This window comes from Geodermatophilus sp. SYSU D00867, from assembly GCF_054050315.1.
Window position 1 is genome coordinate 21,402 of sequence record NZ_JBJGZC010000034.1, and the last position, 15,723, is coordinate 37,124.

16 protein-coding genes are annotated in these 15,723 nt (G+C 74.6%); 15 read left to right on the plus strand and 1 reads right to left on the minus strand.

Annotated features, from left to right (window positions below; translation table 11 throughout):
• Positions 1-105 precede the first annotated feature (105 nt).
• The 7 genes from infB to truB all read left to right on the plus strand — a co-directional run bounded on the left by infB (position 106) and on the right by truB (position 6,458).
• Positions 106-1,938: a translation initiation factor IF-2 gene (gene infB, locus ACI8AK_RS22210; RefSeq protein ID WP_387994282.1), complete on the plus strand. Its 1,833-nt coding sequence runs from the start codon at positions 106-108 to the stop codon at positions 1,936-1,938.
• 98 nt (positions 1,939-2,036) lie between these two features.
• On the plus strand, positions 2,037-2,339 hold the full coding sequence (locus ACI8AK_RS22215) for a DUF503 domain-containing protein (RefSeq protein WP_456903791.1): 303 nt from the start codon (positions 2,037-2,039) through the stop codon (positions 2,337-2,339).
• Between the two features lie 109 nt (positions 2,340-2,448).
• Positions 2,449-2,928: a 30S ribosome-binding factor RbfA gene (rbfA, locus tag ACI8AK_RS22220; RefSeq protein WP_387994288.1), complete on the plus strand. Its 480-nt coding sequence runs from the start codon at positions 2,449-2,451 to the stop codon at positions 2,926-2,928.
• A complete protein-coding gene (locus tag ACI8AK_RS22225; protein ID WP_387994290.1) occupies positions 2,925-3,170 on the plus strand; it encodes a hypothetical protein in 246 nt (81 codons plus the stop codon). The genes rbfA and ACI8AK_RS22225 overlap by 4 nt, the downstream gene beginning before the upstream one ends.
• Positions 3,171-3,173: 3 nt before the next feature.
• Positions 3,174-4,184 (plus strand): DHH family phosphoesterase, encoded by a 1,011-nt coding sequence (locus ACI8AK_RS22230; protein WP_456903787.1) that lies wholly within the window; start codon positions 3,174-3,176, stop codon positions 4,182-4,184.
• Entirely contained in the window at positions 4,181-5,485 is a 1,305-nt protein-coding gene (locus tag ACI8AK_RS22235) for an MATE family efflux transporter (RefSeq protein WP_387994296.1), read from the plus strand. The genes ACI8AK_RS22230 and ACI8AK_RS22235 overlap by 4 nt, the downstream gene beginning before the upstream one ends.
• Before the next feature lie 55 nt (positions 5,486-5,540).
• Positions 5,541-6,458 (plus strand): tRNA pseudouridine(55) synthase TruB, encoded by a 918-nt coding sequence (gene truB, locus ACI8AK_RS22240; protein WP_456958060.1) that lies wholly within the window; start codon positions 5,541-5,543, stop codon positions 6,456-6,458.
• 88 nt (positions 6,459-6,546) lie between these two features.
• On the opposite strand, the gene ACI8AK_RS22245 is transcribed toward truB, so the two are convergent.
• Positions 6,547-7,227 (minus strand): HAD family hydrolase, encoded by a 681-nt coding sequence (locus ACI8AK_RS22245; protein WP_387994302.1) that lies wholly within the window; start codon positions 7,225-7,227, stop codon positions 6,547-6,549.
• A 72-nt stretch (positions 7,228-7,299) separates the two neighbouring features.
• On the opposite strand from ACI8AK_RS22245, the gene ACI8AK_RS22250 reads away from it, so the two are divergent.
• The 8 genes from ACI8AK_RS22250 (at position 7,300) to dapB (ending at position 15,454) form a co-directional block, all read left to right on the plus strand.
• On the plus strand, positions 7,300-7,623 hold the full coding sequence (locus ACI8AK_RS22250; RefSeq protein WP_387994305.1) for an antibiotic biosynthesis monooxygenase family protein: 324 nt from the start codon (positions 7,300-7,302) through the stop codon (positions 7,621-7,623).
• A gap of 119 nt (positions 7,624-7,742) precedes the next feature.
• Positions 7,743-8,882 carry a branched-chain amino acid aminotransferase gene (locus tag ACI8AK_RS22255; RefSeq protein ID WP_387994308.1) on the plus strand — a complete coding sequence of 380 codons (1,140 nt, stop codon included), beginning with the start codon at positions 7,743-7,745 and terminating at the stop codon, positions 8,880-8,882.
• Between the two features lie 32 nt (positions 8,883-8,914).
• Positions 8,915-9,883, plus strand: coding sequence for a bifunctional riboflavin kinase/FAD synthetase (locus tag ACI8AK_RS22260; protein ID WP_387994310.1), 969 nt, complete (start codon positions 8,915-8,917; stop codon positions 9,881-9,883).
• Between the two features lie 128 nt (positions 9,884-10,011).
• Positions 10,012-10,281: a 30S ribosomal protein S15 gene (gene rpsO / locus ACI8AK_RS22265; protein ID WP_072920360.1), complete on the plus strand. Its 270-nt coding sequence runs from the start codon at positions 10,012-10,014 to the stop codon at positions 10,279-10,281.
• Positions 10,282-10,528: 247 nt separating this feature from the next.
• Positions 10,529-12,811 carry a polyribonucleotide nucleotidyltransferase gene (locus tag ACI8AK_RS22270; protein ID WP_387994313.1) on the plus strand — a complete coding sequence of 761 codons (2,283 nt, stop codon included), beginning with the start codon at positions 10,529-10,531 and terminating at the stop codon, positions 12,809-12,811.
• 40 nt (positions 12,812-12,851) lie between these two features.
• Complete coding sequence (locus ACI8AK_RS22275) at positions 12,852-14,192, plus strand: M16 family metallopeptidase (protein ID WP_456958062.1); 1,341 nt, start codon at positions 12,852-12,854, stop codon at positions 14,190-14,192.
• A 27-nt stretch (positions 14,193-14,219) separates the two neighbouring features.
• Positions 14,220-14,651 (plus strand): VanZ family protein, encoded by a 432-nt coding sequence (locus ACI8AK_RS22280; RefSeq protein ID WP_456958064.1) that lies wholly within the window; start codon positions 14,220-14,222, stop codon positions 14,649-14,651.
• Positions 14,648-15,454, plus strand: a complete 807-nt coding sequence (gene dapB, locus ACI8AK_RS22285; protein ID WP_387994322.1) for a 4-hydroxy-tetrahydrodipicolinate reductase — start codon at positions 14,648-14,650, stop codon at positions 15,452-15,454. The genes ACI8AK_RS22280 and dapB overlap by 4 nt, the downstream gene beginning before the upstream one ends.
• The last annotated feature ends 269 nt before the right edge of the window (positions 15,455-15,723 follow it).

Below are 15,723 nucleotides of genomic sequence, written 5' to 3' on the forward strand. Positions count from 1 at the left end.
GGCGGCTCCGGTGCGGGCACCGCGGGTGCCTTCGGGCGTCCGGGTGGCCGCGGTCCGGTCCGCGGGCGCAAGAGCAAGAAGCAGCGGCGCCAGGAGTTCGACCAGATGGCGGCGCCCAGCATGGGCGGCGTCAGCCTGCCCCGCGGCAACGGGCAGACCGTCCGGCTGCCCCGCGGCGCCTCGCTGACCGACCTGGCCGAGCGCATCGGCGCCCAGCCGGCCGCGCTGGTGACCGCCCTGTTCCACCTGGGCGAGATGGTCACCGCGACGCAGTCGGTGAACGAGGACACGCTGCAGCTGCTCGGTGCCGAGATCGGCTGGAACATCGAGGTCGTCAGCCCGGAGGACGAGGACCGCGAGCTCCTCGAGACCTTCGACCTGACCTTCGGTGACGAGGGCGACGAGGAGGACTGGGAGACCCGTCCGCCGGTCGTCACGGTCATGGGTCACGTCGACCACGGCAAGACGAAGCTGCTCGACGCCGTCCGCAACACCAACGTGGTGGCGCGGGAGGCCGGCGGCATCACCCAGCACATCGGCGCGTACCAGATCGCCACCGAGCTGGACGGCCAGGAGCGGGCGATCACCTTCATCGACACCCCGGGTCACGAGTCGTTCACCGCGATGCGTGCCCGTGGCGCGAAGGTCACCGACATCGTCGTCCTGGTGGTCGCCGCCGACGACGGCGTCATGCCGCAGACGGTCGAGGCGCTCAACCACGCCCAGGCCGCCGAGGTGCCGATCGTGGTCGCGGTGAACAAGGTGGACAAGGAGGGGGCCAACCCCGCCAAGATCCGCCAGCAGCTCACCGAGTACGGGCTGGTGGCCGAGGAGTACGGCGGCGACACGATGTTCGTCGACGTCTCGGCGGTCACCCGGCAGGGTCTGGACGACCTGCTGGCGGCGATCCTGCTCACGGCGGACGCCGCGCTCGACCTGCGCGCCAACACCGAGATGGACGCCCAGGGCGTCGTCATCGACGCCAAGCTCGACCGTGGCCGTGGCCCCGTCGCCACGGTGCTGGTCCAGCGCGGCACCCTGCGGGTCGGTGACTCGCTGGTCGCCGGTGACGCCTTCGGCCGCGTGCGGTCGCTGCTCGACGAGCACGGCGCGAAGCTCAAGGAGGCCACGCCGGCCCGCCCGGTCCAGGTCGTCGGTCTCACCTCGGTGCCGCGTGCCGGTGACACCTTCCTCGTCGTCGAGGAGGACCGGGTCGCCCGGCAGATCGCCGACCGGCGGCAGGCCCGCATCCGCAACGCGCAGAACGCCTCGATGCGCAAGCGGATCAGCCTCGAGGACCTCGACGCCGCGCTGAAGGAGAACCGCCAGCTCAACCTGATCATCAAGGGCGACAACTCGGGCACCGTCGAGGCGCTCGAGGACGCGCTCATGAAGATCGAGGTGAGCGACGACGTCTCGCTGCGGGTCATCCACCGCGGCGTCGGCGCGATCAGCAAGAGCGACATCGACCTGGCGCTGGCCGACGACGTCATCGTCATCGGCTTCAACGTCCGGGCCGAGGGCCAGGCCACCGAGCTCGCCAACCGCGAGGGCGTCGACGTCCGGTACTACTCGGTCCTCTACTCGGCGATCGAGGAGATCGAAGCGGCCCTCAAGGGCATGCTCAAGCCGGAGTTCGAGGAGGTCGAGCTCGGCACGGCGGAGATCCGCGAGGTCTTCCGGGTGCCGCGCATCGGCAACGTCGCGGGCTCGATCGTCCGCAGCGGCACGATCACCCGGAACTCGAAGGCCCGGGTCATCCGCGACGGTGTGGTGATCGCCGACAACCTGACGGTCGAGTCGCTGCGCCGCTTCAAGGACGACGTCACCGAGGTCCGCGAGGGCTACGAGTGCGGTATCGGCCTGGGGTCGTTCAACGACGTCAAGGTCGAGGACGTCATCGAGACCTTCGAGGTCCGCGAGAAGCCGCGCGACTGACGAAGGGCCCCCTCGCCCCCCACCACTCGCAGGCTCGTGGCGGGGGGCGAGGGGGCCACACCGGCACGTGATCGACGTCGTCAGGCACCAGGGAGGCGGTGAGCGTGTTCACCGGCACGCTCACCGCCGACCTGCTGCTGGGCGACGTCCACTCGCTCAAGGGCAAGCGCGCCGTGGTCCGGCCCATCGTGGCCGAGCTGCGGCGCCGCTTCGCCGTGGCCGCGGCCGAGGTGGGCGACGTCGACCTGCACCGCCGCGTGCAGGTCGGCGTCGCCACCGTCGCGGGGGACGCCGGCCAGGTGACCGACGTCCTCGACGCCTGCGAGCGGTTGCTGGCCGAGCGGCCGGAGGTGACGCTGCTGTCGACGCACCGGCAGCTGTTCTCCGACACCGACGCCTGATGAAGGACCCCCTCGCCCCCCACCCCTCGCAGGCTCGGGGCGGGCCCCTGCGAGGGGGCCGCCCACTGTCCACCGGCGTCCTCGACGCCCCGACCCCCGGAGGTCCGCCGTGGCCGACCCCGCCCGCGCCCGCAAGCTCGCGGTGCGCATCCGACAGATCGTCTCCGCCGCGATCGAGTCCCAGATCAAGGACCCCCGGCTGGGCATGGTCACCGTGACCGACGCGCGGGTGACCAGCGACCTGCGCGAGGCCACCGTCTTCTACACCGTCTACGGCGACGCCACCGCCGTCGCGGACTCCGCCAAGGCGCTCGCCTCGGCCACCGGGGTGCTGCGCTCGACCGTGGGCCGGCAGACCGGCATCAAGTTCGTGCCGACGCTGACCTTCGTCGCCGACCACGTGCCCGACACCGCGCGCGAGCTCGACGAGGCCCTCGAGCGGGTCCGGCACGCCGACGCCGAGCTCGCCCGCCTGCGCGAGCACGCCACCTACGCCGGCGAGGCCGACCCCTACCGGCACCCGGAGGAGGACGACGAGACCTCCGACGCCGACGTCAGCACGTCCCCCGAGCACAGGAGTGCCTCGTGAGCGAGAACGACCCGGACCCGTACCTCCCCGGGGAGGGGCAGGGCCGCTCGGAGCTCGGCGGGCGGGCCGAGCCGAACGCCGGCGACCCCACCGACGGCGGCCGCGAGGGCCAGATCGGGGCGGTGCCCTCCATCGCGGAGGACGAGCCCGACGACGGCGGCCCGCCGCTGCCGCCCGGGGGCGGGCGGGTGACCGAGGACCGCAACGCACCCCCGGTGGCCGATCCCGGCCCCGACGCCTGACCCGTGACCGCGCCGACCGCCGGGGTGCCCCTGCGCACCCCGGCCGCCGTGCTGGCCGCGGCCGCCGACACCGGCGCCACCGTCGTGCTCAGCGGGCACGTGCAGCCCGACGCCGACGCGCTGGGCAGCACCCTGGCCCTCGCCGAGGGGCTGCGCCGCCGCGGCGCCCGGGTGACCGCCACGTTCCCCGGCCGCCCCGTGCTGCCGGACTCGCTCGGCTGGCTGCCCGGGACCGAGGGCCTGGTGCCCTCGACCGCCGTCCCCGCGTCCCCGGACGTCTTCGTCAGCCTCGACGCCGCCTCGCCCGCCCGCCTGGGCGAGCTGGCCGCGCTGCTCGGCGACGCCGGCACCTCCGTCGTCGTCGACCACCACGCGAGCAACCCCGGCTTCGGGGACGTGCGGCTGGTCGACCCGGCCGCCCCGGCGACCGTCGTCCTCGTCGCCGGCCTGCTCGACGAGCTCGGCGTCGCCCTCGACGCCGGCCTGGCCACGGTGCTGTACGCCGGCCTGGCCGCCGACACCGGCTCCTTCCGCTTCAGCAGCACCCGGCCGGACACCCACGTGCTGGCCGCCCGGCTGCTGTCCACCGGCATCGACCACGCGGCCATCAGCCAGCGGCTGTTCGACACCGCCCCGTTCGGCTGGCTGCGGCTGCTGTCGGCGGTGACCGGGCGGGCGGTGCTCGAGCCCGGCGTCGGCGCCGGGCTGGTGTGGACCTGGTCGAGCACCGCTGAGGCGGCCGAGCACGGCCTGCCCGGCGAGCAGCTCGAGGCGCTGGTCGACGTCGTCCGGTCGACCGCCGAGGCCGACGTCGCCTGCGTGCTCAAGGGACAGGACGACGGCTCGTGGGCGGTGTCGCTGCGCTCGCGCGGCGGCACCGACGTCGCCCGTGTCGCGATGGCGCTGGGCGGCGGCGGGCACCGGGCCGCGGCGGGCTTCACCTCGCACCTGGACCGCGAGGCGACGATGGCGGCGATCCGTGCCCTGGTGTCGTCCGCGACGACGGCGCGGTGACGGAGCGGGCGCCGTCCGTCCTGGGGCTGGCCGTCCCGGCGCTGGTCGTGCTGGCCGCCGAGCCGCTGTACCTGCTGGTCGACACCGCGGTCGTCGGCAACCTGGGCACCGTCCCCCTGGGCGGGCTCGCCGTCGGCGGCGGGCTGCTGGCCTGGGCGGCCGCGCTGCTCAACTTCCTCGCCTACGGCACCACCGCCCGCGCCGCCCGCCGCGCCGGGGCCGGGGACCGCGCCGGGGCGGTCGCCGAGGGCGTGCAGGCCACCTGGCTGGCGCTGCTGCTCGGCGCCGCCGTCGTCGTGCTCTTCCAGCTCCTGGCCGGCCCGCTGACCCGCGCCCTGGCCGGCGGGCCCGGAGAGGTGGCCGCGGCGGGGGAGCAGTGGCTGCGGATCGCCGGCTGCGGCGCGCCGCTGCTGCTGGTGTCCCTGGCCGGCAACGGCTGGCTGCGCGGCGTGCAGGACCTCCGCCGGCCGGTGCGCTTCGTGCTCGCCGGCAGCCTGCTGAGCCTGGTGCTCTGCCCGCTGCTGGTGCACCCGGCCGGCCTCGGGCTGCCCGGCTCCGCGGTGGCCAACCTCGTCGGCCAGTCGCTCACCGCGTCGCTGTTCGTGCGGGCGCTGCTGCGCGAGGGCGCCGACTGGCGGTTCCGGCCGGCCGCCGTGCGGGCGCAGCTGGTCCTCGGCCGCGACCTGCTGCTGCGCGCCACCGTGCTGCAGCTGGCCTTCCTGGTCGCCGCCGGGGTCGCCGCGCGCGCCGGGCAGGCGCAGCTCGGCGCCCACCAGATCGCGCTGCAGCTGTTCCTCTTCCTCGCGCTGGTCCTCGACGCCTACGCCATCGCCGCGCAGACGCTGGTCGGCCACGCGCTCGGTGCCGGCCGGCCCGGCGAGGCCCGCGCCACCGCCCGCCGGGTCACCCTGTGGGGCCTGGGCACCGGCGTGCTGGTCGCCGTCGCGCTGCTGGCCGGCCGCGACCTGCTCGTGCCGCTGTTCAGCGGCGACCCCGCCGTCCGGGAGCAGGCGGAGCTGGTCTGGTGGTTCCTCGCCGGGTTCCAGCCGCTGGCCGGGGTCGTCTTCGCCCTCGACGGCGTGCTCATGGGGGCGGGCGACGTCGCCTACCTGCGCACGGTCACCGTCGGCGCCGCGCTGGTCGGCTTCCTGCCCCTGTCGCTGCTGTCGGGACCGCTGGGCTGGGGGCTGGCCGGGGTCTGGACCGGGCTCACGGCGTTCATCGCGCTGCGGCTCGTCGCGGTGCTCGCCCGGGTGGCGGGGGACAGGTGGCTGACCGCGCCTGCGACGGTGGGGGCGTGAGCTCACCCCACGACGACGCTCCGCCGGCGCTCCACGTCTCCGCGGGGACCCCGGCATGAGCCGCCGCCGCGCCGCCGACGCCGACGTCACCCCGGGGATCCTGCTGGTCGACAAGCCCGGCGGGATGACCTCGCACGACGTCGTCGCCCGGGCCCGGCGGGTGCTGTCGATCCGCCGGGTCGGCCACGCCGGCACCCTCGACCCGATGGCCACCGGCCTGCTCGTGCTCGGCGTCGGGTCGGCGACCCGGCTGCTGGGCCACCTGGGCGGCTCGGACAAGGTCTACGACGCCACGATCCGTCTCGGGCAGACCACCGTGACCGACGACCGCGAGGGCGAGGTCCTCACCACCATCCCCGCCGGGCACCTCGACGACGACGCGATCCGCGCGGCGCTGGCCGCCCAGACCGGCCCGCTGCTGCAGGTGCCCTCGTCGGTCAGCGCGGTGAAGGTCGGCGGCCGCCGCTCCTACGACCGCGTCCGGGCCGGCGAGGAGGTCGTGCTCGAGCCCCGCCCGGTCACCGTGCACCGCATCGACGTGCACCGCGTCGACCGGACCGGGCCCGGCCTGGTCGACGTCGAGGTCACCGTGTCCTGCTCCGCCGGGACGTACGTCCGCGCCATCGCCCGCGACGCCGGGGCCGCGCTCGGCGTCGGCGGGCACCTCACCGCGCTGCGCCGCACCGCCTCCGGCCCGTTCACCACCGCGCAGGCCGCCCCGGTCGAGGAGGCCGCGGCCGCGCTCGCCGCCGGGGGCGGGCCGGGGACGCTGACCCTCCCCGAGGCCGCGACGGCGATCTACCCCGAGCGGCGGCTCACCGACGACGAGGCCCGCGCCCTCGGGTACGGCCAGCGGGTCGCGGCGACCGGGCGGCCGGGGCTCAGCGCCGCCGTCGACCCGGCGGGCCGGCTGGTCGCGCTCGTCGAGGACGCCGGGTCCACCGCCCGGGTCGCCGTCGGCTTCCCCGGGTGACGGTCTGGAACGGCTCCCGTGCAGGGGCCCTCCGCCTGCGCGTGCGAGGCGTGGGGGCACGGGGGTCCTCCGCCTAGTCCCGGACGAGCTAGTCCCGGACGAGCTTGCCGATCAGCGAGTCGTCCAGGTGGTCGAGGAGGTCGGCGGGGTCGTCGTACACCTCGTCGGCGCCGGCGTCCTCCAGCTCGGCGCGGGAGATGCCGCCGCAGGTCAGCGCGATGCACGGCAGCCCGGCGTCGCGCGCGGACCGCACGTCCCAGACGGTGTCCCCGACGACGACGGTGCGCGCGGCGTCCAGGCCGTGCTGGTCGACGGCGGTCTGCAACAGGTCCGGCGCCGGCTTGGCCGCCTCGACGTCGGCCGAGGAGGTGGCCCCGTCGACGACGTCGTCGCCGCCGATCGCCGGCACCATCCACTCCAGGTCCGAGTCCTTGCCGCTGGTGGCCAGCACCACGGCCAGCTCCCGCTCCCGGCACGCGGCCAGCAGCTCGTCGACGCGCGGGAAGGCGGTCACCAGCTCGCGCAGCGGCTCGTAGCGGCGGGTCTTGGCGTCGGACACCTCGCCGGCGTCGTCGGCGTCCTCACCGAGGAGGTGGGTGACCAGCTCCTCGCTGGCGATGCCGATCGCCCGGTGGCAGTCGGCCATCGACACCTCGGGGTGCCCGGTGTCGCGGAACGCCTGCCACCAGGCGAGGACCTGCAGGTAGTTCGTGTCGAGCAGGGTGCCGTCGACGTCGAACAGCACGCCGGGCCGCGGAGCCGGGGTCATCGGGCCATCCTGGCCCGGCCCGCGGGAGGCCGCAGGGGATTGACGGTCCCCGCGGGCGGGAAGGGGGCTGCCATGAGCGTCGTCAAGATCAACGCCATCACCGTGCCGCCGCACATGCAGGAGCGCTTCGAGGAGCGCTTCCGCGGCCGCGCCGGCGCCGTGGAGAAGACCCCGGGCTTCGAGTGGTTCGAGCTGCTGCGGCCGCTGGAGGGCACCGACCAGTACCTCGTCTACACCCGGTGGGAGAGCGAGGAGGCCTACCGCTCCTGGGAGGACGGGCAGGACTTCGCCCGCGCCCACGAGGGCGGGGGCGACGAGCTCGCCCCGGCGGCCAGCGACTCGCAGCACCTGTGGTCCTACGAGGTCGTCGAGAGCTCGGCGCCGGACCGGCCCTGACCCGCGCGGGCGACGGCGGCGGTCGGCTCCCGGCCGCCGCCGGGCCCGGGGCTACTGTGAGCGGAGGGGCGGCCCCGACGCCGCCCTGGCCGCAGACGGAGCACGCGCAGGTGGGAGCCATGACCGACACGCTCGCCGACAGCAGGACCACGCCCCGGGTCTTCACCGAGGGCGTGCCGGTGACCGTGGAGGACGTGACCCGCCGCCCGGCCGCCGAGCGCCGGGCGGTGCTCGCCGACCCCGGCTTCGGCCGGCACTTCACCGACTCGATGTTCGTGGCCCGCTGGACCGCCGGCCGCGGCTGGCACGACGCCCGGCTCACCGCGTACGCGCCGCTGCAGGTGGACCCGGCCACCGCCGCGCTGCACTACGCGCAGTCGATCTTCGAGGGCCTCAAGGCCTACGCCCAGCCCGACGGCAGCGTCGCGACCTTCCGGCCCGAGGCCAACGCGGCCCGCTTCGCCCGGAGCGCCCGCCGGCTGGCGATGCCGCCGGTGCCCGAGGAGGCGTTCATCGCCGCCGTCGACGCGCTCGTCGACGCCGACCGCGACTGGGTGCCCACCGGCCCCGACCAGACGCTGTACCTCCGGCCCTACCAGCTGGCCACCGAGCCCTTCCTCGGCGTGCGCCCGGCCAACGAGTACCTGTTCCTCGTCATCGCCAGCCCGGCCGGCGCGTACTTCCCGCGCGGCGTGCACCCGGTGAGCGTCTACCTGTCCGAGGACTACATCCGGGCCGCGCCCGGCGGCACCGGCGACGTCAAGTGCGCCGGCAACTACGCCGCCAGCCTGCTGGCCCAGGAGCAGGCCATCGCCGCCGGCTGCGACCAGGTCGTCTGGCTCGACGCGCTGGAGAAGCGCTACGTCGAGGAGATGGGCGGGATGAACCTGTTCTTCGTCCTCGGCTCCGGTGACGACGCCGAGCTGGTCACCCCCGAGCTCACCGGCACGCTGCTGCCCGGCATCACCCGCGAGTCGCTGGTCACCGTGGCCCGCGACCGCGGCATGCGGGTGACCGAGCGCCGGTTCAGCGTCGACGAGTGGCGCTCCGGCGTGGCCGACGGCACGGTCACCGAGACCTTCGCCTGCGGCACCGCCGCGGTCATCACCCCGGTCGGCGAGGTGAAGGCGCGCACCGGCGACTTCACCGTCGGCGACGGGACGCCGGGGCCGGTGACCATGGGCCTGCGCGAGCACCTGCTCGACATCCAGCACGGCCGGGTGCCCGACACCCACGGCTGGCTGCACCGGGTCGCCTGAGCGACCCGGCGGCGACACGGGGGAGCGGGCGGGTGCGGCACTGGCGTGGGCTGGCCGACGTCCCGGCCGACCTGGGCCGGACGGTGGTCACCGTCGGCATGTACGACGGCGTCCACCGCGGCCACCAGCAGCTGATCGGCACCGCCGTCGCCCGCGCGCGGGCGCTGCACCGGCCGTGCGTGCTGGTCACCTTCGACCCGCACCCGACCGAGGTCGTGCGGCCCGGCTCGCACCCGGCGATCCTCACCTCCCTGGACCGCAAGGCCGAGCTGGTCGCCGGGCTCGGCGTCGACGCGATGTGCGTCATCCCGTTCACGCCCGAGTTCAGCCGGCTCACCCCCGAGGAGTTCGCCCACGGCGTGCTCGTCGAGGACCTGCACGCCGCGGCGGTCGTCGTCGGCGAGAACTTCACCTACGGGCACAGGGCCGCCGGGAACGTCACCACGCTGACCCAGGAGGGCCGCCGGTTCGGCTTCGCCGTCGAGGGGATCCCGCTGGCCGGCGACGCCTCCGCCGACGGCGAGGTGACGATCTCCTCGACCTACATCCGCGCCTGCGTCGCCGCCGGGGACATGGAGAGCGCGGCGCGGGCGCTGGGCCGCCCGCACCGGGTCGACGGCGTCGTCGTCCGCGGCGACCGGCGCGGCCGGGAGCTCGGCTACCCGACGGCGAACGTCGAGTGCCCGCCGTACACCGCGATCCCCGCCGACGGCGTCTACGCCGGGTCCCTGGTCACCCGCGACCCCGCCGGGCGCACGCTCGACAGCCGCCCCGCCGCGGTCTCGGTGGGCACCAACCCCACCTTCCAGGGCTCCCGGCGCACCGTGGAGGCCCACGTCCTCGACTTCGCCGGCGACCTCTACGGCGAGCACGTCGGCGTCGAGTTCGTCTCCCGGCTGCGCCCGATGACCGCCTTCGCCGGGGTCGACGAGCTGGTGACGGCCATGGCCGCCGACGTCGTCCGCACCCGCGCCGTCCTGGGGCTGCCCCCCGCCGGGTGATCACCGCGGCGGGCCCCCGCCGGCGCGCTGGTAGCCTCGCAGGTGTCGGGCCCCGCCCGACGTGTGTGCACACCTGCCCCCGTGACCCAGACCGGGGGCCACACCCGACCTGGCCAGGAGGCCCGCCCATGGCGCTCGACAGCGCGACGAAGCAGCAGATCATGACCGAGTACGCGACGGTCGAGAAGGACACGGGCTCGCCCGAGGTCCAGGTCGCGATGCTCACCCGCCGGATCAGCGACCTGACCGAGCACCTCAAGCAGCACAAGCACGACCACCACAGCCGGCGCGGCCTGCTGCTGCTGGTCGGCCGCCGTCGCCGGCTGCTGAACTACCTGGCGAAGACCGACATCAACCGCTACCGCTCGCTCATCGAGCGGCTCGGTCTGCGCCGCTGACCCAGAGGGGACCGTCCCGCCCGGGACGGTCCCCTCTCTCGTGGGGCACCCGCCCCACGGGACCCCCGGCGCCCCGCCCGCGCACCCCGACGCCGGCCGGTCCTCGGTGGTGGCCCCCGGGAATGCCCCTCCACGGGAGGGGGAACGACCCCCGTGGGCTTCGATCGAAGACCGGTCACCCGGGAGCAGTCCGGCGCAGGACGCCACGAAGAGGACGTCGCCGCATGCGACGTAGGAAGAGGACGACGTGTCCGCACCCACCACCCAGGGCAGCATCGCTGCCGAGTACGACCCCGAGGACGGGGTCACCACCGCCACCGCGGTCATCGACAACGGCAGCCACGGCAGCCGCAGCATCACCTTCGAGACCGGGCGGCTGGCCAAGCAGGCCGCCGGCTCGGTCGTCGTCAGCATGGGCGACACCATGCTGCTGTCGGCCACCACGGCCAGCAGGCAGCCCAAGGAGCACTTCGACTTCTTCCCGCTGACGGTCGACGTCGAGGAGCGGATGTACGCCGCCGGGCGCATCCCCGGCTCGTTCTTCCGCCGCGAGGGCCGCCCCAGCGAGGACGCGATCCTCACCTGCCGGCTCATCGACCGGCCGCTGCGGCCGACCTTCGCCAAGGGCCTGCGCAACGAGGTCCAGGTCGTCATCACCGTGCTGTCGCTGGACCCGGCGCACCTCTACGACGTGCTCGCCATCAACGGCGCGTCGGCGTCCACCCAGCTGTCGGGCCTGCCGTTCTCCGGCCCGGTCGGCGGCACCCGCGTCGCCCTGGTGGGCGGCCAGTGGATCGGCTTCCCCACGCACGCCGAGCTCGAGGACGCCGTCTTCGACATGGTCGTGGCCGGCCGCGTGCTCCCCGACGGCGACGTCGCGATCATGATGGTCGAGGCCGAGGCCACCGAGAAGACGATCGAGCTGGTCCGCGGCGGCGCCACCGCGCCGACCGAGGAGGTCGTCGCCCAGGGCCTCGAGGCCGCCAAGCCCTTCATCAAGGCGCTGTGCGAGGCGCAGACGGCGCTGGCCGAGAAGGCCGCCAAGCCGGTCGCGGAGTTCCCGCGCTTCCTGGACTACCAGGACGACGTGTACGCCGCCGTCGAGTCCGCCGCCCTCGAGCGGCTGACCGAGGCGCAGGCCATCGCCGGCAAGCAGGAGCGCAACGACGCCACCGACGCGCTCAAGGACGAGGTCGCCGCCTCGCTGGCCGAGCAGTTCGCCGGCCGCGAGAAGGAGGTGTCGGCCGCCTTCCGCGCCGTCACCAAGAAGGTCGTCCGGCAGCGCATCCTGCGCGACAAGGTCCGCATCGACGGCCGCGGCGTCACCGACATCCGGCCGCTGTCGGCCGAGGTCGAGGTCGTCCCGCGGGTGCACGGCTCGGCGCTGTTCGAGCGCGGCGAGACCCAGATCCTGGGCGTCACCACGCTGAACATGCTCCGCATGGAGCAGCAGCTCGACACGCTCTCGCCCGAGACGCGCAAGCGCTACATGCACAACTACAACTTCCCGCCGTACTCCACCGGCGAGACCGGCCGCGTGGGCTCGCCCAAGCGCCGCGAGATCGGCCACGGCGCGCTCGCCGAGCGCGCCCTGCTGCCGGTGCTGCCCGACCGCGAGGAGTTCCCCTACGCGATCCGGCAGGTGTCCGAGGCCCTGGGCTCCAACGGCTCGACGTCGATGGGCTCGGTCTGCGCCTCGACCCTGTCGCTGCTCAACGCCGGTGTGCCGCTGCGCGCCCCGGTCGCCGGCATCGCCATGGGCCTGGTCTCCGACGAGGTCGACGGCAGGACCGAGTACGTCGCGCTGACCGACATCCTCGGCGCCGAGGACGCCTTCGGCGACATGGACTTCAAGGTCGCCGGCACCAAGGACTTCGTCACGGCCCTGCAGCTGGACACCAAGCTCGACGGCATCCCGTCCGACGTGCTCGCCCAGGCGCTGACCCAGGCCCGCGCCGCCCGCCTGCACATCCTCGACGTGATGAACGAGGCCATCGACGGCCCCGACGAGATGAGCCCCTACGCCCCGCGCGTGACCACGGTGCGCATCCCGGTCGACAAGATCGGCGCGGTCATCGGCCCCAAGGGCCAGATGATCAACTCGATCCAGGACGAGACCGGCGCCGAGATCACCATCGAGGACGACGGCACGATCTACGTCGGCGCCTCCGACGGCCCGTCGGCCCAGGCCGCGGTCGACCGCATCAACGCGATCGCCAACCCGCAGATGCCGAAGGTCGGGGAGCGCTTCCTCGGCACCGTCGTCAAGACGACGCCGTTCGGCGCCTTCGTCTCGCTGCTGCCGGGCAAGGACGGCCTGGTGCACATCAGCAAGCTGGGCGGCGGCAAGCGGATCGGCAAGGTCGAGGACGTCGTGAACGTCGGCGACAAGCTGCAGGTCGAGATCACCGACATCGACGCCCGCGGCAAGATCAGCCTGGTCCCGGTGGCCGCCGAGGGCGAGGGCGAGGGTGCCGCCGCCGGCGACGGCGCGGCCCCGGCCGACGCCCCCGCTCCCGCGGAGGCCTGACACGGTCGCCGAACCGACGCCGACCGGGGCCGGGGCCGGCGTGGGGTCCACCGACCTCACGTCCGCCCCGGCCCCGGTCGGTGTCGCCCGCGTCATCGACGTCGACGAGGTCGGCGGCCGGGTCGAGCGCACGGTGCTGCCCGGCGGGCTGCGCGTGCTCACCGAGACGATGCCCGGCGTCCACTCGGCCACCCTCGGCATCTGGGTGGGCGTCGGCTCCCGGGACGAGACCGACCGGGTCGCCGGCGCCTCGCACTTCCTCGAGCACCTGCTGTTCAAGGGCACCCGCAGCCGCAGCGCCCTGGAGATCGCGACGGCGATGGACGCCGTCGGCGGTGAGATGAACGCCTTCACCGCCAAGGAGCACACCTGCTACTACGCCAACGTGCTCGCCAGCGACCTCCCGCTGGCGGTCACGCTGCTCGGCGACCTGGTGACCGAGGCGCTCAACACCGCCGAGGACCTGGAGTCCGAGCGGACGGTGGTGCTCGAGGAGATCGCCATGCGCGACGACGAGCCCTCCGACCTGGTGCACGACCTGTTCGCCGAGACGCTCTTCGGCGGCACCCCGCTGGGCCGATCGGTGCTCGGCACCGTCGAGTCGATCGAGGGGCTGACCCGCGACGACGTCGACGGCTGGTACCGCTCGCGCTACTCCGTCCCCTCGATGGTGGTCACCGCCGCCGGCCGGGTGGACCACCAGCAGGTGGTCGACCTGGTGACGGCGGTCTTCGGCGAGCGGCTGTCCGGTACGGCGTCCCCGGCGCCGTTGCGCCGCGGCGAGGAACTGGTCCCCGGCCGCCCCGCGCGGCCCGCCGGGCTGGTCAGCCGGAAGACCGAGCAGACGCACCTGCTGCTGGGCAGCCTCGCGCTCAGCCGGTTCGACGAGCGGCGCTACGCCGCCGCGGTCCTGGAGACGGCGGTGGGCGGCGGGATGAGCTCGCGGCTGTTCCAGGAGATCCGGGAGAAGCGCGGCCTGGTCTACAGCGTCGGGTCGGCGCTGACCTCCTACGCCGGCACCGGCGCGTTCTCCGTCTACGCCGGCTGCGCCAAGAAGCGGGTGCCCGAGGTGCTGCGCCTGGTGCGCGAGGAGCTGGCCCGGGTGGCCGCCGAGGGGCTCACCTCCGAGGAGGTGGCCCGCGGCCGCGGTCAGCTGCGCGGCGGGACGGTGCTCGGCCTCGAGGACACCGGTTCGCGGATGAGCCGGCTGGGCAAGAGCGAGCTGTCGTACGGGGAGTACGTCCCGGTGCGCGAGGTGCTCGACCGGATCGCCGCGGTCGACGAGGGGCAGGTGCGCGCGGTCGCCGCGGACCTGCTGGGCCGGGAGACCTGCCTCGCCGTCGTCGGCCCCTACCGGGAGTCCGACCTCGACCGGCTCTGACCCCGCCCAGCCCGACCTCGGAGACCGATGACCGACCCGAGTCCCTCCTCGGCGTTCCGCGTGCACGGTGCGCTGTCCCGCGGCGCCTTCGCGGTGACGGTGCTCGTCTCGCTCGCCGTGCTGTTCGCGCCGGCCTCCGACGTCCCCGCCGCCCCTCCGGGCGTGGACAAGCTCGTCCACCTCGCGCTGTTCCTGGCGCTGGCGCTCGCCGGCCGGTGGGCGGGGACGCGGCCGGGACCGCTGGCGGTGCTCCTGCTCGCCTACGGCGCGGTCAGCGAGGTCGTCCAGGCGGTGACGCCGCTGCAGCGCTCGGGCTCGGTCCTCGACTGGCTCGCCGACGCCGCCGGCGTCGCGCTCGGCCTGCTGCTGTGGGCGGTGGGGGAGCGCCGGGCCGCCCGGGTGACCGGTGCGGAGGCCGTCTTGCATCGGGACGGGCCGCCCGGAAGCCTGACCCGGTGACCACGAGCACCCCCGCACCCCACCAGCAGGCGACCGGCGCGACCACGGGCGAGCCGCCCCGGATCTCGGTCGGTGTGCTCGGCGCCCGGGGCCGGATGGGCACCGAGGTGGTGAAGGCGGTCAACGCCGCCGACGACCTCGAGCTCGTCGCGATGGTCGACGAGGGGGACTGGCTGTTCAACGTCGCCGACGCCGGCGCGCAGGTGGTCGTCGACTTCACCCGCCCGGACGTCGTCATGGACAACATCCGGTTCTGCATCGACCAGAACATCCACTGCGTCGTCGGGACGACGGGCTTCGACGAGCAGAAGCTGGCGACGGTCGCCGAGTGGCTGGAGCCCAAGCCCGAGGTGGGCGTGGTCATCGCCCCCAACTTCGGCATCGGCGCGGTGCTGCTCATGCGCTTCGCCCAGGAGGCCGCGCGCTTCTTCCCCTCCACGGAGATCGTCGAGCTGCACCATCCGAACAAGGTCGACGCCCCGTCGGGCACCGCCGTCCGCACCGCGCGCCTCGTGGCCGCCGCACGCCGGGCGGCCGGGCTGCCGGCGTCGCCGGACGCGACCACCGACTCGCTGCCCGGTGCCCGCGGTGCCGACGTCGAGGGCATCCCGGTGCACGCGGTGCGGCTCACCGGCCTGGTCGCGCACCAGGAGGTCCTCATGGGCGCGGCGGGGGAGACCCTGACGCTGCGGCACGACTCCTTCGACCGCGCGTCCTTCATGCCCGGCGTCCTGCTCGCCGTCCGCGAGATCGGCGCGCGGCCGGGGCTGACCGTGGGGATCGAGACCTTCCTCGGTCTCTGACCGCCCGTGACGGGGTGTGACCGAGACCCCGTGTGCACGCCCGCCGGGAGTCGTGTACTGTTCTCTTCGCGCCGGACGAGCCCGCGAGGGCCACGGAGGAGCACCCGAGCGGTGCAGGACTCCGGAGCCGGCGTAGAGTAGGACAAGCAGCCACCGAGGAAGCCCGAGAGGGTCGAGTTGGTGTGCGTCCGCTCCTTGAGAACTCAACAGCGTGCCGAAAGTCAGTGCCAAGTAACAAACCCCCGCACTGCACGGTTGATTCGTGTGGT